Below are 18532 nucleotides of genomic sequence, written 5' to 3'. Positions count from 1 at the left end.
TTAGATCCAAGTCAATAAATTTGGATCAACTGCTTTTATAAAATGGTGTTCATTTAAACTGAGTAATTGCGGTTCATTTCCAACCAAACGCAGTGTTGTCATACTGGTATTGGCAATGGCCCAATTAAGTGCAAATGTTTTTTCAGGACTCAGCCCTAAAATTTTACCTACGGCAACGGAGATCACCCCACCTGAACTAAACACAACGGCATAACGCGGTTTGGTTTCAGCCAGTTGACTGCATAACTTATCTAGCACTGTTTCGACTCGATTTTTAAAATGTGGCCAAGATTCATCGTATTCATGATGAAATTCTCCGCCTGTCCAACGTTCAATAGCACCTTCAAAAATTTTAGATAAATAAGCACGCGGGTTTTCATGCTTCGATACATCTTCTTTTAATAAATGCGGCTGGTTAAATCGAGGTTCATATTGAGCAAAAACTTGCTGATGATTAAATTCATTCCATGCGTTATCTGTATCAACTTGTGCTTCTGGAAAGCATTCAGCCAATGCAAGATTGGCTGTTTGTTGATGACGTTGCATGGAGCCCGCAACCACATAAGGACTTTCTTTTAAAATACGGTCGAAATACTGTCCCAGCACCTTAGCCTGTAGCTCACCGTTGGGAGAAAGCTTGTCATAGCTTTCCGCACCAAAAGAAGCCTGACCGTGCCGAATTAAATATATCGTGGTCATTTCCCTAAAATATCCTTCATTTTTTCAATATATTTTTGTGCCACATCATTGGCTTCAAGTTTTTGCAAACCGATAAGTTTTAAGGCACGAATATGTAAAGCATGGATCACAATCCAAAAATCTTTAAATGCCGGATTATTGGTTTGCTTGTGGTAAAAGCGATAATAAATTTGCTGTGCAATTACCGCTAAACGGAAAATGCCGAACACTTCATAAAAGGTCCAGTTGTCTGTTTGTAGACCAGTTTTTTCTAAGTAATATTCAACGACTTCTTTACGGCTAAACATGCCTCTCAAGTTAGTCGGCTGACGGCGTGTCGCTTTAAAAATTGCGTTATCGCCACTTTCAACCCAATACGCCAAAGCCGAACCTAAGTCCATCAATGGATCACCAAGTGTTGCCATTTCCCAATCCAATACGCCAATCACTTGGGTAGGATCATTTGGATCTAAAATCACGTTATCAAAACGCCAATCGTTATGAATTACACAGGTTTTAGAGTCAGCAGGAATATTGTCTTTGAGCCAATTACGGACATATTTAAAAGAAGGAACATTTAAGGTTTTGGCTTTTTCATAGCGTGCGTCCCAACCTTCCACTTGACGACGACAGTATCCGTCGCCCTTGCCTATTTTTTCTAAATCTGTGCCTTGGTATGGCACTTGATGCAGCTCAACGAGTTTATCAATCACATTGATGCATAATTCGCGAACTTGGCTTTCATCAAAATTTAATTCTTTGGGTAAGTTTGCACGTGGAATGATGCCTTCTACGCGTTTCATCACGTAGAAATCACAGCCAATCACTGATTCGTCCTGACATAGCGCCACCATTTCTGGGAGTACAGGATAAAATTCAGATAATGCCTTCTGTACATTATATTCACGTGCCATATCATGTGCAGACTTGGCTTTGGTGCCTTTCGGTGGACGACGTAAAATTAAATCAGCATTGTCGTATTTTAAGCGATAAGTCCAATTTGATGCGCCACCTGAATATTGAGTGACTTCTACAGGCCCTTCTATTTCAACGCCATGTTCAATCAACCAATTTCCTACAGCACGTACATCCAGTTCTTCACCCTCACGAACTGAACCGCCTACATCGATCACTGACATGCTTTTCTTCCTAAACTTGAATCTATCATGATGATAAAAATATAATTTTCTATAGTTTTATAGCATGGACAATTCGGGGTTGCCATGCCAAATATGTGACTACAACTTGTTTATTTTTTACGGCGACTGCTGTAACCGCGCTTAGCCAACTCTAATTTGGCAATCATGCCTTTATGCACTTCATCAGGGCCATCAGCTAGACGCAGTGAACGTGCTTGCGCAAAGAAACCTGTGAGCGGTGTATCTCGAGAAACTCCAGCACCGCCGTGAATTTGAATCGCCATATCGACAACTTTTTCTAAGACACTCGGCGCGACCACTTTAATTGCAGAAATCTCGGTTAATGCAGCCATATTCCCTAGAGTATCCATTTTATATGCTGCATAAAGGGTCAGTAAACGTGCTTGATCGATTGCAACACGCGCTTCTGCTACGCGTTCTAAATTGCCACCGAGTTTTAGAATTTCTTTACCAAACGCAGTGCGGCTCATACCGCGGTCAATCATCAGTTCTAGCGATTTTTCGGCAGCACCAATACAACGCATACAATGATGAATACGGCCTGGGCCTAAACGACCTTGTGCAATTTCAAAACCTTGACCTGCGCCGCCAATAAAGTTTGCAACAGGAACACGAACATTTGTGAAGCTAATTTCACCATGTCCATGTGGCGCATCATAGTCGCCAAACACAGGTAACATACGTTCGATTTTGACTCCAGCAGTTTCAACAGGTACTAAAACCATAGAATGCTGATGATGACGGTCTTTGCTTTCATCTGGTGTATGCGCCATAAAAATAATGATTTTGGCATTAGGATCACCTAAACCTGAAGACCACCACTTACGGCCATTCAATACAATTTCGTCGCCTTCAACGACAGCCGTAGCTTCCATATTGGTGGCATCACTTGAAGCAACAACAGGTTCTGTCATACAAAATACCGAACGGATTTTGCCGTCTAGTAATGGTGTTAACCATTGCTGCTTTTGTTCTTCGGTACCATAACGCCAAATCACTTCCATATTGCCGCTGTCAGGTGCATTGCAATTGAATACCGTAGGTGCAAGTAAGCTACGGCCTGAAAGTTCTGCGATGTGTGCATATTCTTGTACAGATAAGCCTTGCCCAAGTTCAGAACAAGGTAAGAACATATTCCATAAGCCCGCAGCTTTGGCTTTATCTTTTAAGACCTCTAACTGTGCCGGCCATTGCCATTTGGTCCAATCGCCACCTTGGTTCAGCTCATGAACTTCTGCCCAAAACTCAGTTTCTACAGGTTCAATTTCATCTTTAATAAATTTTTTTGTTCTTTCAATATAATCTTGTGCACGTGCTGAAAGTTCAAACATGACAACATCCTTTAAATATTATGTTCTTTACGCTTTACAACACCATAACCTGAAATCTAATATGAACAAAATGATTTAATTCAATAGATGAACATGAATAGTATTCATAAAAACACCGTCATCGATATGGGGGTTTTCCACCGTATGGATATCAATTTATATCCACTTTATATCGCAATTTATGAACAAAAAAGCATTTCAAAAGCTGCAAAAATTTTGTGTATTACTCAGTCTGCAGCGAGTCATGCACTTCAACGGTTAAGACAACATTTACAAGATGACTTATTTGTACGTGCTGGAGCAAAAATGCTTCCGACGCCATTTGCCGAGCAGATTTATCCTGTAATTAAAAATGCGCTTATTGCGATTCAAAGTATTTCTATCCAAAAACAACAATTTACTCCTTCAATGGTACAGAGCTTGAAAATTGCGGTACATGATGAAATTGAACCGATCATTTTTCCCAAGTTAGTTGAACACTTTCAACAGCAACAGTTTCAGATCCAATTTTCCAGTATCAAATTAGATCGCAAAACCATTGTGGCTGATCTTGCTGCACAGCAAATCGATTTTGCGATTGACCTTGAGCAAAACTTTGGTGAAAAGATCAATTTTCAAACCTTGGTTGAAGACCAATTCGTGATTTGTAGTCAACACCCTAAGATGGATGAGTCTATTTATCTTTCTGCTCCTCACATTGGGGTTTCTTCCCGACGTGCAGGTGTATTAGTCGAGGATATTTATTTAAATCGTAAAAAACACTCTAGAGAGATTTTTTTACGCTGTCAGCATTACTCTACTGCACTACAAATTTTGGCACAGCAACCCAAGGCAATATTAACGATTCCACAAAATATTTTGACTCATTTACAGGTTGCTCCCGAACTGAATATTTTTGATGTACCTGTAGACTTGCCGAAAATTAAACTAGGGATGTATTGGCATAATGATTTGGAACTAAATTCACGGCATGTTTTTTTGCGAAGCGAAATTTCTAAAATTTTTGCTTAGGCTATTTTCAATGAGATACCAATTTGCTTAGGCTATTTACATGGATTTAGATTGAATTTTGCGTGATGAAACTTTCTGTATATTTATAGATCAAATGCTGATTATTTAAGGTATTTTCAACTGACCGTCGGTTTATTCGACAGCCATAAATCATGAGTTCTTATAAAATCTAAATTCCTGTTTTTATGCGATATGAGCTCGTTCATATCATTGTGTATGCTTTCAAATCTCTCCGCGAATTGGCTCATGTCGTTAGGTGCAGTACTGTGCCTGATCACTGTCTATGTTCTCTATAAAGTCACCATTTTCTTAAAGGATTTTTTCCAGCCTTTTAAGAAAGGAAAATCTTACCTCTGCCGTGTATCCGATATTAGTGATGGCGATACCCTCACCTGCTATCGGATGAATTTAAGACGTTCTAAAACCAAACTTCGCTTTGCTTATGTGGATGCGCCAGAATCGACACAAGCCTACGGTAAAGAGTCAGCCCGCCTGATCAAATCCATGGTTTATAAGAAATTTGTCCGCGTAAAAATCACTGATGTAGACCGTTATGGCCGCTGCGTTGGGGTTATTTATCGCTATCGTAAATGCATGAATGAAGAAATGGTAAAACGTGGTGCTGCGTGGGTGTACGAAGAATACATCCGTGACCAAAAGCATTTGCACTATATGATGAATTTACAAAGTAAAGCACGTAAACAAAAGAAAGGTTTGTGGAAAGCCAGTCGTCCAATGCGCCCTAAAGAGTATCGTAAATTACATAAATAACAGACCACAGTGCAGCATGGCTAAGGAATATTTGATGACTTAGCCATGTCTAATATTTGACCTTTTTTTACTTCGCTATACAATAATGCTGCTCTTTTGGGCATAGAAAATAAATTAGATAATTAAAATTGGAATAATAATGACTGAACTTACTTCAAACGAATTGAATCCGTTTCAACAAGATCAAAATATTCAGCCTCAAATTCAAAAAGCCGATCATCCACTGTCTCCTGAAGGACGTTTTGGCCGCCTGTCCTATTTAGCGTGGTTATTTATCATTAGTATGATTTATACCTGCCTATTGGGCATCAGCGTCGCGCTGGGTCTTTTTGCATTTTTCAATTCAGCAGAACGTAGTATTGATGCACTTTTTAATTCACTCTTAGGACTCAGTGCAATCGCACTGATTGTCGTTTCCATTATTGCAATGTTTGTCGCAATGATCTGCATTACGATTCGTCGTTTACATGATCTAAATAAAAGCGGTTGGCTCTGTTTAATTTTTCTCATCCCACTGGTCGGTACCATCTTTAGCATTTATGTGATGGCTGCAAAAGGTACTGAAGGTGAAAATAAATTTGGCATTAAGCGTCCTACGGAACAAACAGAAAAAGTCATTGGGTCATTGTATCTAATCCTGATGATTGTTTATTTATTGGTCATGATCCCATTGATGTTCAATATGCAAAGTATGATGAGCAATTTAGAACAAGCCCAATTACAAGAACAAGCAATGATGTCTGAAGGTGAACCTGAAGAATTAACAGATGAACAAATTGCGGCTTATTTAGAGCAAGCTGAATCAGAAGGTGAAGAACTTGCTTATGCAGATGGTGAAAGTGTAGAAATTTCAGAAAATGCAGACAGCTCAGCAGAAGATGCTGCAATTGCAGCTGTAGAATAAACACGTATTGTTTAAGGTATCAATTCAACGATATGCATTGAACGATAAAATTTAAATGAAATGTTATGCAAGAAAACCTGTGTGCGCACAGGTTTTTTTATACCTGTTTTTATGCTTTGAGTTGTTCACTTGAATTCAAAATAAATTAGGCGTAAAGTTGCGATAATTTAGTTACCCTAGTTAACTATCATGAATACCTCATTAGGTTTCCGCTCTTCACTTCTGCGCTGTGCGCGTTTGATGAGTGATGAAATCAACACAATTTTATTGCCCTATCAATTGAACTATTCGCTTTGGCAAGTCATGTTTGTCATCCGTGAAAAAACCGCTTGTACATCTATTGAAATGGCTGAATATTTAAATGTATCCAAGCCATCTATCACAAAGCGAGTCAAAATTCTTGCACAGATGGATATTTTGAGTCACGTACAAACTGACGATAAACGTCAAAAGAAAATGAAGCTCAGCGAGACTGGACGTGAGTTATTTCAGCAATGTGCAAAAGACATAGATGCCTTTGAGCAGCGCCTGATCGCGCCATTAGCTAGCCAAGATATCCAACGCTCCATTCAAATTTTACACCGTGTCATGCAAGAACTTGAACAAAACACTGTAGGTGATGATCATGCAAGATAAAGCACCACTTTGGACTCGAAATTTTATTTTAGTCAGCGCCATTAACTTCCAATTGGTTTTAACCTTTTATCTCTTGGTTGTGGTGATCGTGGGCTATGCGGTGGCTGAATTGGGTGCGACTACAGCCCAAGCAGGTTTAGTTTCAGGCTTGTTCATTGTCGGCACATTGGTCGGGCGTTTATTGGTAGGCAAGTTCCTAGAACGCTTTGGACGTAAAACGACACTGATCGTTGGTTTAATTGGCTTTTTAATTTTTTCTGGTTTTTACTTCATACAGTTTGGCGTCGGCATATTGCTCTTCATACGCTTTATGCATGGCTTTATGATGGGTATGGCATCAACAGTGCTGGGTACCTTAATTGCCCAAATCTTACCAGCGACACGTCGCGGTGAAGGCATTGGCTACTACAGTATGAGTAGTACTTTAGGTACAGCTATTGGGCCATTTCTTGCCATTTGGATGATGTTACACATTGGTTATCACGCGATTTTTATCGTTTCTACGATTATCGCATTGAGCTGCCTATTGGTTGCCTTGCTGATTCAAGTGCCCGATTTACCCAAAATCAATAAACCCCTCGATACTGTTGAAGCCGTCAAAAAACCGTGTTGGATTGCTCAATTTGTAGAACCTAAAGCATTACCGATATCATTCATCATGCTTTTCGCTTCAATCTGCTATTCAGGTGTTTTATCTTTCATTAACTTCTACGCCAAAGAAATCGATTTGGTTGAAACAGCCTCGTTTTTCTTTTTGATGTATGCCATTGCGATTTTAATTTCTCGCCCATTTACCGGCCCGTTGATGGATCGTAAAGGTGAAAATATTGTGATCTACCCTGCTTTTGTGATTATGGGCGTAGCATTGGTACTGCTCAGTATCACACAGAGTTCATGGATGCTTTTACTTTGTGCCGGCTTACTTGGACTCGGTTATGGCAATATTCAGTCGGTCTGCCAAACAGTTGCCGTGAAAAGTGCACCGCTTGAACGTATGGGCTTTGCCACTTCGACTTTCTTTATCTTTTTGGATGCAGGCTTAGGCTTTGGACCATACTTTATCGGTAAATTGCTCGACCATATTGGTTACTCACAATTGTATTTGTATAGCGCATTTGCTGCCTTTGCATGTATGGGTGCCTACTACATTTTACATGGTCGTTATGCCGTTCGAACCGCTTAAACTGTATTTAAACATCAAATCGTCGGCTGAAACGTCGACGATATTCTAAGGGGCTCAGCCCCGTTTTTTTCTGAAATAACCGTCGAAATGAGCTTGGGTCACTATAGCCAACCTCTCGCATAATCAGATCTAAAGCATGTCCCGTTTCTTCTAAACGCTTTCGTGCAGCTTCAATCCGTATCGATTGTAAGTATTGATTCGGTGGAATATCCAAAGCCGTTTTAAAATGTCGAATCAATGTCCTCGTTGTCACATTAAACTGCGCTGCAAGTTCATCTAAGACAATATTTTCATGATAATGCTGTTCTAACCAATCTTGAACTTTTTGCACCAAACCATCCTGATGCGGTTTAGATATTTTCAATAATGAATAGGACAACTGACTATCACGACGATAATCCAGTACAAATGATTTTGCCGTATGGATTGCCGTTTCAAAACCATAAAAACGTTCTATTAGGTGTAGTCCCAAATCAAACCATGCTAAGCCGCCGCCTGCACAGTAAATATTTTGGTCATGGCTAATGAGCTGATCTGCATTCAGTTTGACCAAAGGATAGCGTTCACGAAACATTTGCTGAAAGCCCCAATGCGTCGTTGCCTGCTTACCATCTAAAAGCCCTGCTTCCGCCAGAAAAAAATTACCCGTACAATTTCCTGCGATCATTCCGCTCTGCACTTGCTGAGTTTTTAATAACTCGATCAGCGCTGAATTTTGCGCTAAAACATCTAAAATCGCCGCGCCTATCGTTGGAACAATGATGATATCTGCATCTGTTATTTCAGAAAATGCTAAATCTGCATAAAGCTTGATGCCATTGATACATTGCACTGCTTGACCATGTTGTGAGGCAATTTTGACCTGAAATAGCCGCTGCACATTTTGTTTTTGGATCCGGTTCCAACTGACCCCCGCCATTGCAAATAAATCAATGACCCCAGTAATCGCGGAAGCTAAAGCGCCATCAAATGCTAAAATTATGATTTTCTTCATTTAAAGTTCAAATTATCAAAATGTCATTTTTGACTTATTAAGTGTCATTATTGACAATTCTATATCTAAAAATCAACTGCTAGGCTTAAGCCATAAAATTCGACCCGATTAGAGATTGATCAATGGCGCAGTTAATCAATGACAAAAATTTAAATTTTTTGCTATTTGACGTGTTTAAAGCGCAAGACTTAACACATTACCCACGTTTTGCTGAGCATGATGCTGAAACCTTCAAAAGCATCCTAGAAACTGCACAAGGTATTGCTCAAGACTTTTTTGCACCTCATAACGCAACAGCCGATCAAAACGAACCTACGTTTGATGGTCAACAGGTTAAAACCATTGCTGAAGTCAAAACGGCATGGAAGCAATTTGCAGATGCCGGCTTGCTTTGTGCGCAGCATGATTATGATGCAGGCGGTATGCAACTTCCGACTTTGATCAACATGGCTGCTAATGCCTATTTCATGTCGGCAAATCCATCGTCAGTGGCTTATTCATTTCTAACCGCTGCGGCTGCAAATGTGATTCAGGCTTTCGGTACGACTGAACAAAAAGATATGTTTGTACCGCATATGTTCAGTGGTCGCTTTGCTGGAACGATGGCCATGACTGAACCTGATGTGGGTTCATCTTTGGGTGATTTGACCACAAAAGCCATAGCACAAGCCGATGGTACTTACCTCATCAAAGGCCAAAAGATGTTTATTTCAGGGGGTGACCAAGACATCACTGAAAATATCGTGCATTTGGTCCTTGCTCGCATCCAAGACGCACCTCAGGGCGTGAAAGGTATATCGCTGTTTATTGTTCCGAAGTTTAAAACCCTGAGCGATGGTTCACTTGCAGGCGCCAATGACGTTCAACTGGCTGGCTTATTACATAAAATGGGCTACAGAGGTACAACATCGACAGTACTGAGCTTTGGTGAAAAAGACCAATGTACAGGCTATCTGATTGGTGAAGCAGGTGCTGGTCTTAAATATATGTTTAAGATGATGAATGAAGCACGAGTCGGTGTCGGCTTAGGTGCAGCCATGATTGGATACCGTGGCTATTTAGAGTCACTCGAATATGCCAAAAACCGTCCACAAGGTCGCTTAGTATCAGATAAAAATCCTGCTGCGAAACCTGTCAATATCATTCAACATACAGATGTTAAACGGATGCTTTTGGCGCAAAAATCTTATGTGGAAGGCGCACTTGCATTATGCCTATTTGCTGCACGATTAATTGATGAACATCAAGCCGCTAACAACGAAGACAGTGCGCTGTTATTAGATTTAATTATCCCTGTCGTCAAATCATTCCCTTCTGCCTATGGTCCAAAAGCCAATGATTTAGCCATCCAAGTTTTAGGTGGTGCGGGCTATACCCGTGAATATCCACTTGAACAATGCTATCGTGACAATCGCTTAAATCCGATCCATGAAGGTACATTTGGGATTCAATCTTTGGATTTGTTGGGTCGTAAGCTTTGGCAGCACAACAGCAAAGGTTTGATGCTGTTATTACAACGTATGCAAAATACGATTGATCAAGCTCAACATCCAAAAACTCAGGCGCTTGCAGCGATTTTTTCAGCGCATTTAAACACGGTGAAGAAAACCACACAAACTTTGGGACAAGTCCTCGCCCAAGGTCATGTCGATCAGGCACTGGGTAATTCTGCCTTGTATCTAGACATGATGGGCAAAGTCATCATTTCATGGCTATGGCTTGAAATGGCCAATCAAGCCCTTGTGAAATTTGAACATTCCGATTTAGCTGAAGATCAACAATACTTAGCTGGTAAATTACAAGCCGCGCAATATTTTATCCGCTGGGAGTTACCTGAAATAGAACATCAAGCCAAGTTATTGCTAGAACTTGATGATACTTGCCTCAACATGCAAGAAAGTTGGTTCTAGCCACCCGTTTAGCTCAGTCCTCAATGGGCTAATCTGGACAAGGTTTTCACGGATGAAAATCTTGTCCAACCCTATCTATTTCAATAAAAAAACAATAAAAAAGGAACTTAGTTTTCGTTCCTTTTTTATCGAAATTGTGTGTTATACGCTGCAATTATTGGAAGACTTTAAAACGAGCAGCATCATCCATATAACCTTTTTCTCTCGCTTCACCTTCCACTGAACCAAAAACCAATTGAGCACGAAGTTTCCAATGCCTAGGAATGTCCCATTCCGCATGCACTTGTTCATCCACAATTGGGTTGTAATGCTGTAGTGATGCGCCTAAACCTTCGGTGTGTAACGCAGTCCAAGTCGCAAATTGGGCAATGGCAGTTGAATGCTCTGCCCAAATCGGAAAGTTTTCTGCATATGACGGAAACTGTGCTTGTAGACTACTGACCACATCTAAATCTTCAAAGAACAAAACCGTACCTAAACCTGCTGCAAAACTTGCCATTTTCGCAGTCGTCTTCGCAGCACTTTCTTCATCTTTTGCATAAGATTTTAATTTGTCAGCGACTAAGCCCCAAAATTTTTCGCTTTCACCATTAAATAAAATAACAGCACGAGAAGATTGTGAATTAAATGAAGACGGGCTTTGTTTAATCGCTGTTTGGATCAAATCAGTTAAATATTCTGTGCTTTGGCTTACATTGTCCCCAATAGCATAAATAGTACGACGTTTGCTTATCAGGTCAATAAACTGATTTGACATATAAAATGGTCCTTTAAAATAAAATGTGCAGATGAGTCAGAAACATTTGGAATGATGAGTATCGCGACTTTCCAAATGTTTTGAATGCTCTACTTGCTAGATCGGTCACTATGAAACAGTCACTTGTCGAAGTAAATCTGAAGTTCTGCTGTACATATAAAAAATCCTCCTAAGCGGAGGATTTTTCGACTAAAACTTTGTACAGTTTAGAATTTTGCTTCTAATACATTCGCTGATACTTGGTTTTTCCAAAGCTCACGTAAAGTCGGTAGATAGAATTTTTCACCTAGCTCGACCAACTCAGCATCAATTAAACCATGAACTTCGTGCATGAATAGATAATCCAGTTCAACAGTTTGTAATTTTGACTGTGCTTTTTTATATTCTTTGCGCTTTTGCTGTGCTTTTTTTACCAAGTTATCTGCATAAGCACGGTCTTTATATTGGGCAATAGCATTCAAACGCAGTTCGATTACGCCCCAACCACTGAGTAGCAATTTAAATTTTTCAAAATCTGTCGTTGTCGATTCCCAGCTCATTTCTTCTAGATTTTCATTTTCAGGCAAAACTGGTAGCAAAAGCTCCATAACACTTGGGAAAATCTTTTTAAAATTCAAAACAAATTTAACAGGATGCTCGCCCGGATAGTCTTTAAATTGAACGTTCTTTTGGACATCTGTCAAATAGATGGTGAGCATTGGGGGAAATCCTTAAATAAAACACTGTCTTGCAAATATTTATTCAAACAAATGTCAAATAGCAACGAAAACAGAAAAAGAAAGGCATTTTAACAAGTGTGCCAATGAATTCAAAGCCCAATCCTATGAATTACTTGCTTCATACTCCGGTCTTGCTGCATTTTGTTCGTTGCCCTATTTTTAATAAACAGTCCTGTTTATATACATACATTTCAAGATGACTATGATTCAAAAAAATATGTGTTAGCCAGTATTTAGCGATAAAAAAGAATTAAAAATTTATCCAATAAAAGAGAGGCTGAGTATGAGTCAGCCTCTCAAATTATTTTCAAACACTCTAATTGAATGATCTCAAAAAATTTATTTGGTATTGGGTGAAACCATTTGCTCAGGACGAACCACTTCATCAAATTGCTCTGCAGTGACTAAACCGAGTTCTACCGCAACTTGTTTTAGAGTTTTACCTTCTTTATATGCAGTTTTAGCAACTTTTGCAGCATTTTCATAACCAATCACTGGGTTGAGTGCCGTAACTAACATTAATGAATCATGTAAAAAATGATCGATTTTTTCACGGTTTGGCTCAATGCCTACTGCACAGTGGTCATTGAAGCTATTACATGCATCGCCGAGGAGTTGAATAGATTGCAATAAGTTAAAGGCAATAACCGGCATAAACACGTTTAATTCAAAGTTACCTGATGCCCCCGCAACATTAATAGTTGTATCATTTCCAAGTACTTGAGCGACCACCATCGTCATGGCTTCACTTTGAGTTGGATTGACCTTACCTGGCATGATGCTTGAGCCTGGTTCATTTTCTGGAATGCGTAGCTCACCAAAACCACAGCGTGGGCCACTGGCTAACCAGCGCACGTCATTGGCGATTTTATTTAAACTTACAGCAAGTGTTTTTAACGCCCCCGATGCAAATACAGCAGCATCACGTCCTGCAAGTGCTTCAAATTTGTTGGGTGCAGTTACAAATGGCAGACCCGTTTGTTTCGCAAGTTCTGCTGCTGCTTTTACAGCATATTCAGGATGTGCATTCAGACCTGTGCCGACCGCTGTACCACCTAGTGGTAATTCATACAGTCCTTCTAAAGCTTGATTTAAACGCTTCAAACCATGATCGAGCTGTGAAACATAGCCGCTAAACTCTTGGCCTAATGTTAAAGGCGTTGCGTCCTGTAAATGTGTACGGCCAATTTTAACAATATCTTTAAATTCTTTAGATTTAGCTTCTAAGGTATTACGCAGTTTCGTTACAGCAGGAATTAAAAGCTCATTGATTTGTAGACTTGCAGCCACATGGATTGCAGTTGGGAATGAATCGTTGGTCGATTGAGCACGATTGACATGATCATTGGGATGGACAGGTTTTTGTGAACCCAATGGATTGCCTAGTTTTTGATTGGCAATATTGGCAATTACCTCATTACAGTTCATGTTACTTTGCGTACCAGAACCCGTTTGCCAAACTACCAGTGGGAATTGTGCATCCCATTGACCTGAGATCACTTCTTCGGCTGCATTGACGATATAACCAGAAAGTTCCTGAGGGATTTGACCCAATGCTGCGTTGGTGATCGCAGCTGATTTTTTCACGAGACCCATTGCACGAATCATTGGACGTGGTAAACGTTCACCACCAATTTTAAAGTTTTGCAAACTACGCTGTGTTTGTGCACCCCACATCGCATCGCTAGGTACTTCAACATCGCCCATTGTGTCATGTTCAATACGTGTTTGCATAAATGACCTCATATCCTTATTTATAAAACTTGAACGTCTGTGCAGAATCAAATTCTGCTGATAAATACAGTTTAGGTAACTTGCTTAGATTTGTAAATAATAACCATTATCAATTATAAGTGGTTTATTTGATAATCTTTATCGTGATTTTATAAAGAAAATCATGCACGACGATTAAATTTACCCAATACAAGACGAGTTAATTCCCTCTTAATGTTTGTTGATAGAAACGCCATTCATCTTCTAGCATCTTCTTTAAATCTTGTTCAGGCTGCCAATCAAAAGTACTTTTCGCTTTCTGTGTACTTGCCCCAAGCTGGTCATATTCATGGCTTGGGTAAAAACTAGATTCGACCGTCTTAATCTCCGCCTGTGTCACTTCTGAAAGCGTATCCAACAGTTGCTGTATCGAAACCAACTCACCTGAAATATTAAAGGCCTCACAGGCAAACTGTTGCTGTGACAACCATTGCAAACATTGCCATACCGCCTTACAACAGTCGAGTACATGCAAGAAACTCCGTTCCACAGTACCATCTTCAGTTTTGGCTTGTTTGCGAAGTTCGATAAAGTCTCGTTGTAAAGCCCCGACTTGCATCGCAAGCGGCACAATATTTTTTGGCAATGGCGCTACAAACTCACCTAAAACTGCATGCTCGAAAGCACCTGCGACGTTTCCTAAACGCAAAATCGCAATTTTCCACTCATTATCCGTACGTGCAGTATCCCGTATAATTTCTTCCACCATTTGTTGAGATTTCACATAGGGATTTGGATAGGTAAAATTGATTTCTGTGTCTTCTGTTAATTCTGCCGACGACTGACCATATACCGCTAAACTTGATAAATGGATCAGTGTTCGTACACCTGTTCGCTGCATGGCACGCAGCAAACTCATGATACAACTGACATTATCATTATAATATTCAAGTGGTTTAAGGACGGATTCTTCCAATGACTTAAAGCCTGCCGTATGAATGACAGCATCGACGGTATATTGTTCAAATACTTTATTGAGTGCGGGAGTATTGCGAATATCGAGTTTGACAAAAGGCACATACATGCCTGAAATAAATTCTAGTCGTTCAAGTGTTTGTAAATTTGCATTGGATAAATTATCCACAATAATGACTTCTTGACCTTGAGCCATTAAACTCAAGGCTATATGTGAGCCTATAAAGCCTAAACCACCAGTCACTAAAATCATTGTTTAGACACTCCTTATAGTTATCAAGCTTTTACAAATCTTTGGCATCATCTTGGTGTCGTCACCAACTTATCTACAGATCTAAATTTTGAAACTTCGCCTCAGCATTTTTCATGAGCCGAATAATCTGCAAGAGCATTCTAGTTTTATCTTACTGCTTTAGAATTTTGACTGTGTTGCAGTTATGGATATTAACTGTATTTGATTTACGACAAATGACCTCGCTAGCGATCCAATTTGAAGACATCACAATTATTCGTGGCATTTGAGTGAACGCGTTTAGAAGAAGATATTTAAAAATAGTCGCACGGCAAACATATTACACAGCAACAAAATATTAGAAATGATCTTGATCGAATGAGCAAATTGAATTGAGCAGTCTGACTATTTTTGAGGTATAGGATCTGGATGTGAATGCCAGATGAATCATTAGAATTACTCATCTAGCAAGATGTTGGCAATGTAACTGCAACAGCAGCAAAAGTTTGAAATCGCAAATATCTAAGCAACTTAATTTAGCGGATATAGCCTTTTTTGATCATGGCTGAGAATAGGAACTCGTAAACTTTTAAGATCAGGCTCACCAAATATGACCCATATTTTCGCCATAAAGACAGTCCAACAAAATTAAGCAAAACCGCAATGATCAGCGCTCCCGCCATATCCATTGGATAATGCACACCCAAATAGACTCTCGACCACGCCACAAGAAAAGCGAATGCGAGAAATACATAGCCGACAGCTTTTTGCTTTGAAAAAATATAAGAAAATGCAATCGTACTAAAAAACAGCATGTGATCACTCGGGAATGATCCATTCGGTGAATGTTCTATAATCGTGCGTCCAACGTCCAAGACAAAGGGTCTAGGATAGTAAAAGAAACTTGAAATCACTTGGCTGATAAGAAAAGCGACGATAGTAAACACAGTAGCTTTAACGATTTGTTTTTTGGTGTCAAAATTGCCTTTAAACCAAGCCAAAAACATCAAAAGAATCACGATATAAAATAGATCATTGGCTATAAATATGGCGAAAGAAATGGTGAAATCCGAAGCATTGATTGAATTAAATAAACTTAAATTAAATTTCTCTATATTCATGAGTTGGTTTAAAAAATGAAAAGATCATAGCACTCTGTAAAATCAAAAATTGCGTTTTATTCATATAAAGATTTTTCAGTATGTAACCGCACAGTTTATTTATGAAAAGTGATGGCTTGAGGCTGAATCCAAAATAAACCCAAGGTATACCTATAGCTATATTTGAAGAAAAATTGGCAATGACTTCGCCGCCTAAATAAGCAAAACTGTGCAAATATTCAGATCATTGAGTAAATCATTGTATACTAGCTTTTTCTTCTGAACTCAGAACAAACTGTCGATCTAGACCGTTTATTCATTTAGTGAATTTCGATGAGTACTCTATTACTAATTACCTCCTCACCTACTTCGATATTGGCTTGGCATGCTTTAGGTCTTGCACAAGCGTTGAAGCAGAAAGGCGAAAACTTTCGGGTTTTTTTCTATCAAGATGGTGTAAATGTCGCAAATGCCCTGCAATGGGTGCCAGATGATCAGCGCAAACTCAGCAGTGAATGGCAAAAACTCGGCATTCGTTTACCTGTTTGCGTAAGTGCAGCGCTCGCACGTGGGATCACAGATCAGGAAAATGCACACCGTCACAATATTCAGCAACATAATCTAGCTGAGCATTTTGAACTTGTGGGCTTAGGTGAACTTGCCGATGCCGTACAAACTGCAGACCGTTTATTGCAATTCTAAGTATTTTGATTGCCGCGCATTTGTAGCATTGAAAAGGAAAATTACGTGAAATCTGTACTGGTTGTTTTAACCCATGCAAATCTTGCAAGCTTACAAGTACATGAAAGTCTTTCTGCGACCATGGTGCTTGCAACCTTCGGCTGTGACGTTAAAGTGTTGCTCAAAGATGCTGCGCTGAGCTTACTTCAAGCCGAACAAGAGTTTAGTCAACTCAAGCATGCATTTAAACTCGCATCCAACATGGTTGATAGCTTTGAATTTTATGATCTCACCCCGATTTATATTGAACAAAAAAATTCACAGCATCCATTTGTGATCAACAGTGAACAAGAGCTTGAGTTTGTTCAATTTAATACCGAATTAATTCAACAATTTGATCATGTGTTGTATTGGTAAAAGAGGAATGATGATGTCAAATTCTACGCTGTATTTAGTCCAAGCCAGCTATGCCAATACCCTACAGCACATCCAGCAGTTAGCCAGTTTAATCAACCCTGAAGATGCGATCATCTTGATGGGTGAAGCAGTCTTACATATTGCACATGAACAAATACAGCAATTTGGCACATGTTATGTACTCGAAAATGATGCTGAAATTTTAGGTAAAACTATGAATTATAGTCATATGAAAGTGATCGACTATGCCGCTTTTGCTGATCTATGCCTAAAATTTAAACGATGTATTTCACTCAAATAATTTGAGTAAAAGCGATCCATTTCTACAATCTTCTCTTTTGGAATGAATATGAATCTTGAATTAGACCAAGATGGCCATTTGGTGGATTACACTATTTGGAATGAAGCTGTTGCCCAAGAACTGGCTAAAAGTTTAGAGCTTGAGTTAAGCCCTTGGCATTTTGAAGTTTTACAAGCTGTACGACAGTTTTATCAACAGTTTGGTCACTCACCGGCAACTCGCCCACTCATTAAATTTTTAATGAAAACGGTGAGCGCTGATATTAATAATGCGGTGTTACAGGACAAATTTAATACGGGTTTGGTCGCTCGGCATTTAAGTCGTTTAGCGGGAATCCCTAAGCCTGCAAATTGTTTGTAATTTTAAAGTAATCTAAATACCGCTTAGGCTATTTTGACTATATGGATGCAAATCAGCATCTTAAATAAAGCCATCAAACAGCTTAGGCAGGTTTTAATTGATTTAGAGCAATGTAATAGGCTTGGGTAAATATCGGTTTGACCTGTTTGGCTTGAATCGGTTCAGCACAACATGAGCACACTAAAATCGGTTTAAATTTTTGCCCACATGCCTGATGCACATATTCAACAGGTGATCCTAAGCCCTGATCCATATATTGATCGGCCCAATGGGTCATAGCTAAAAGGATTGGATACAAGTCTAAGCCTTTTTGCGTCAGTCGATATTCAAAACGTTCCTGACGCTCGACATAAGCAACTTTGGTTAAAATACCTTCTTCAACCAAACGCTTTAATCGGTCAGATAACACATGACGCGTCACACCGAGATTTTGTTGAAAGTCATCAAAACGTCGAATGCCCATAAATGCATTACGGATAATCAACATGGTCCAACGATCTCCTAGCACTGAAAGTGCACGAGCGATTGAACACGGTTGTTGACCAATATCATCCCATTTCATTTTATGAACCATCAAAAATAACGACCAACACCCAATTTAATTCATGCCTGTTGATTTTGCAAAATCCTTTTCAATAATCTTTGATGTACAAATCATAAATCCACCATCGTTTCAACGCATTCATTTTATCTGCTTGA

20 protein-coding genes are annotated in these 18532 nt (G+C 39.4%); 10 read left to right on the top strand and 10 right to left on the bottom strand.

From position 1 onward, the window contains the following. The 3 genes from FTU13_RS06465 to FTU13_RS06455 all read right to left on the bottom strand — a co-directional run bounded on the left by FTU13_RS06465 (position 1) and on the right by FTU13_RS06455 (position 3169). Complete coding sequence (locus FTU13_RS06465; RefSeq protein WP_180035743.1) at positions 1–699, bottom strand: histidine phosphatase family protein; 699 nt, start codon at positions 697–699, stop codon at positions 1–3. Continuing rightward, the gene (locus FTU13_RS06460) at positions 696–1817 is read right to left on the bottom strand and encodes a phosphotransferase family protein (protein WP_180127660.1); all 1122 of its coding nucleotides are present in this window, start codon (positions 1815–1817) and stop codon (positions 696–698) included. Before FTU13_RS06460 ends, FTU13_RS06465 begins: the two co-directional genes overlap by 4 nt. A gap of 110 nt (positions 1818–1927) precedes the next feature. Beyond that, the gene (locus tag FTU13_RS06455) at positions 1928–3169 is read right to left on the bottom strand and encodes an acyl-CoA dehydrogenase family protein (RefSeq protein ID WP_180127661.1); all 1242 of its coding nucleotides are present in this window, start codon (positions 3167–3169) and stop codon (positions 1928–1930) included. A 93-nt stretch (positions 3170–3262) separates the two neighbouring features. Between FTU13_RS06455 and FTU13_RS06450 the strand changes: the two genes are divergently transcribed. The 5 genes from FTU13_RS06450 (at position 3263) to FTU13_RS06430 (ending at position 7674) form a co-directional block, all read left to right on the top strand. Beyond that, complete coding sequence (locus tag FTU13_RS06450) at positions 3263–4180, top strand: LysR family transcriptional regulator (RefSeq protein ID WP_180127663.1); 918 nt, start codon at positions 3263–3265, stop codon at positions 4178–4180. Positions 4181–4396: 216 nt separating this feature from the next. Continuing rightward, the gene (locus FTU13_RS06445) at positions 4397–4951 is read left to right on the top strand and encodes a thermonuclease family protein (protein WP_180127665.1); all 555 of its coding nucleotides are present in this window, start codon (positions 4397–4399) and stop codon (positions 4949–4951) included. A gap of 139 nt (positions 4952–5090) precedes the next feature. Continuing rightward, on the top strand, positions 5091–5855 hold the full coding sequence (locus tag FTU13_RS06440) for a DUF805 domain-containing protein (protein WP_180127667.1): 765 nt from the start codon (positions 5091–5093) through the stop codon (positions 5853–5855). A gap of 189 nt (positions 5856–6044) precedes the next feature. Then, entirely contained in the window at positions 6045–6491 is a 447-nt protein-coding gene (locus FTU13_RS06435; RefSeq protein ID WP_180127669.1) for a MarR family winged helix-turn-helix transcriptional regulator, read from the top strand. After that, positions 6475–7674 carry an MFS transporter gene (locus FTU13_RS06430; RefSeq protein WP_180127671.1) on the top strand — a complete coding sequence of 400 codons (1200 nt, stop codon included), beginning with the start codon at positions 6475–6477 and terminating at the stop codon, positions 7672–7674. The genes FTU13_RS06435 and FTU13_RS06430 overlap by 17 nt, the downstream gene beginning before the upstream one ends. Positions 7675–7681: 7 nt before the next feature. On the opposite strand, the gene FTU13_RS06425 is transcribed toward FTU13_RS06430, so the two are convergent. Beyond that, positions 7682–8668, bottom strand: a complete 987-nt coding sequence (locus tag FTU13_RS06425) for a GlxA family transcriptional regulator (protein WP_180127673.1) — start codon at positions 8666–8668, stop codon at positions 7682–7684. Between the two features lie 122 nt (positions 8669–8790). On the opposite strand from FTU13_RS06425, the gene FTU13_RS06420 reads away from it, so the two are divergent. Continuing rightward, complete coding sequence (locus FTU13_RS06420) at positions 8791–10578, top strand: acyl-CoA dehydrogenase (RefSeq protein WP_180127675.1); 1788 nt, start codon at positions 8791–8793, stop codon at positions 10576–10578. A gap of 154 nt (positions 10579–10732) precedes the next feature. Here the strand turns inward: FTU13_RS06420 and FTU13_RS06415 are convergent, their stop codons facing one another. From FTU13_RS06415 to FTU13_RS06395, 5 genes are all read right to left on the bottom strand, one after another. After that, positions 10733–11335 carry a nitroreductase family protein gene (locus FTU13_RS06415; protein ID WP_180127677.1) on the bottom strand — a complete coding sequence of 201 codons (603 nt, stop codon included), beginning with the start codon at positions 11333–11335 and terminating at the stop codon, positions 10733–10735. Between the two features lie 206 nt (positions 11336–11541). After that, complete coding sequence (locus FTU13_RS06410) at positions 11542–12033, bottom strand: hypothetical protein (RefSeq protein WP_078193829.1); 492 nt, start codon at positions 12031–12033, stop codon at positions 11542–11544. Between the two features lie 360 nt (positions 12034–12393). Further along, a complete protein-coding gene (gene fumC / locus FTU13_RS06405) occupies positions 12394–13788 on the bottom strand; it encodes a class II fumarate hydratase (protein WP_180110934.1) in 1395 nt (464 codons plus the stop codon). Between the two features lie 199 nt (positions 13789–13987). Next, positions 13988–14995, bottom strand: a complete 1008-nt coding sequence (locus FTU13_RS06400; protein ID WP_180011423.1) for an SDR family NAD(P)-dependent oxidoreductase — start codon at positions 14993–14995, stop codon at positions 13988–13990. Between the two features lie 515 nt (positions 14996–15510). Beyond that, positions 15511–16095, bottom strand: a complete 585-nt coding sequence (locus FTU13_RS06395) for a phosphatase PAP2 family protein (RefSeq protein WP_180127679.1) — start codon at positions 16093–16095, stop codon at positions 15511–15513. Positions 16096–16407: 312 nt separating this feature from the next. Here FTU13_RS06395 and tusD point away from each other — a divergent pair, with 312 nt between their 5' ends. Genes tusD through FTU13_RS06375 form a run of 4 tightly spaced genes read left to right on the top strand, consistent with a single transcriptional unit; the run spans position 16408 to position 17833 of the window. Further along, entirely contained in the window at positions 16408–16776 is a 369-nt protein-coding gene (tusD, locus tag FTU13_RS06390; protein ID WP_180127681.1) for a sulfurtransferase complex subunit TusD, read from the top strand. 45 nt (positions 16777–16821) lie between these two features. Next, the gene (locus tag FTU13_RS06385; RefSeq protein WP_078193833.1) at positions 16822–17172 is read left to right on the top strand and encodes a hypothetical protein; all 351 of its coding nucleotides are present in this window, start codon (positions 16822–16824) and stop codon (positions 17170–17172) included. 13 nt (positions 17173–17185) lie between these two features. Then, complete coding sequence (locus FTU13_RS06380; RefSeq protein ID WP_180127683.1) at positions 17186–17473, top strand: DsrH/TusB family sulfur metabolism protein; 288 nt, start codon at positions 17186–17188, stop codon at positions 17471–17473. Positions 17474–17521: 48 nt separating this feature from the next. Then, complete coding sequence (locus FTU13_RS06375; protein WP_111884335.1) at positions 17522–17833, top strand: TusE/DsrC/DsvC family sulfur relay protein; 312 nt, start codon at positions 17522–17524, stop codon at positions 17831–17833. Between the two features lie 82 nt (positions 17834–17915). Here the strand turns inward: FTU13_RS06375 and FTU13_RS06370 are convergent, their stop codons facing one another. After that, positions 17916–18395 carry a helix-turn-helix domain-containing protein gene (locus FTU13_RS06370; protein ID WP_180127685.1) on the bottom strand — a complete coding sequence of 160 codons (480 nt, stop codon included), beginning with the start codon at positions 18393–18395 and terminating at the stop codon, positions 17916–17918. Between the last annotated feature and the right edge of the window lie 137 nt (positions 18396–18532).

It is taken from the genome of Acinetobacter sp. YH12064, from assembly GCF_013419735.1.
In the GTDB taxonomy this organism is placed as follows: Bacteria; Pseudomonadota; Gammaproteobacteria; order Pseudomonadales; family Moraxellaceae; genus Acinetobacter; species Acinetobacter amyesii.
Note: the sequence above shows the minus strand (reverse complement) of the source record. Positions and strands in the feature narration are given on the sequence as shown.

Excerpts from the sequence above, each read along its gene's own strand:
- FTU13_RS06465 (WP_180035743.1), bottom strand. The coding sequence starts at position 699 with ATGACCACGATATATTTAATTCGGCACGGTCAGGCTTCTTTTGGTGCG.
- FTU13_RS06460 (WP_180127660.1), bottom strand. The coding sequence starts at position 1,817 with ATGTCAGTGATCGATGTAGGCGGTTCAGTTCGTGAGGGTGAAGAACTG.
- FTU13_RS06455 (WP_180127661.1), bottom strand. The coding sequence starts at position 3,169 with ATGTTTGAACTTTCAGCACGTGCACAAGATTATATTGAAAGAACAAAA.
- FTU13_RS06450 (WP_180127663.1), top strand. The coding sequence starts at position 3,263 with ATGAATAGTATTCATAAAAACACCGTCATCGATATGGGGGTTTTCCAC.
- FTU13_RS06445 (WP_180127665.1), top strand. The coding sequence starts at position 4,397 with ATGCTTTCAAATCTCTCCGCGAATTGGCTCATGTCGTTAGGTGCAGTA.
- FTU13_RS06440 (WP_180127667.1), top strand. The coding sequence starts at position 5,091 with ATGACTGAACTTACTTCAAACGAATTGAATCCGTTTCAACAAGATCAA.
- FTU13_RS06435 (WP_180127669.1), top strand. The coding sequence starts at position 6,045 with ATGAATACCTCATTAGGTTTCCGCTCTTCACTTCTGCGCTGTGCGCGT.
- FTU13_RS06430 (WP_180127671.1), top strand. The coding sequence starts at position 6,475 with ATGATCATGCAAGATAAAGCACCACTTTGGACTCGAAATTTTATTTTA.
- FTU13_RS06425 (WP_180127673.1), bottom strand. The coding sequence starts at position 8,668 with ATGAAGAAAATCATAATTTTAGCATTTGATGGCGCTTTAGCTTCCGCG.
- FTU13_RS06420 (WP_180127675.1), top strand. The coding sequence starts at position 8,791 with ATGGCGCAGTTAATCAATGACAAAAATTTAAATTTTTTGCTATTTGAC.
- FTU13_RS06415 (WP_180127677.1), bottom strand. The coding sequence starts at position 11,335 with ATGTCAAATCAGTTTATTGACCTGATAAGCAAACGTCGTACTATTTAT.
- FTU13_RS06410 (WP_078193829.1), bottom strand. The coding sequence starts at position 12,033 with ATGCTCACCATCTATTTGACAGATGTCCAAAAGAACGTTCAATTTAAA.
- fumC (WP_180110934.1), bottom strand. The coding sequence starts at position 13,788 with ATGCAAACACGTATTGAACATGACACAATGGGCGATGTTGAAGTACCT.
- FTU13_RS06400 (WP_180011423.1), bottom strand. The coding sequence starts at position 14,995 with ATGATTTTAGTGACTGGTGGTTTAGGCTTTATAGGCTCACATATAGCC.
- FTU13_RS06395 (WP_180127679.1), bottom strand. The coding sequence starts at position 16,095 with ATGAATATAGAGAAATTTAATTTAAGTTTATTTAATTCAATCAATGCT.
- tusD (WP_180127681.1), top strand. The coding sequence starts at position 16,408 with ATGAGTACTCTATTACTAATTACCTCCTCACCTACTTCGATATTGGCT.
- FTU13_RS06380 (WP_180127683.1), top strand. The coding sequence starts at position 17,186 with ATGTCAAATTCTACGCTGTATTTAGTCCAAGCCAGCTATGCCAATACC.
- FTU13_RS06375 (WP_111884335.1), top strand. The coding sequence starts at position 17,522 with ATGAATCTTGAATTAGACCAAGATGGCCATTTGGTGGATTACACTATT.
- FTU13_RS06370 (WP_180127685.1), bottom strand. The coding sequence starts at position 18,395 with ATGAAATGGGATGATATTGGTCAACAACCGTGTTCAATCGCTCGTGCA.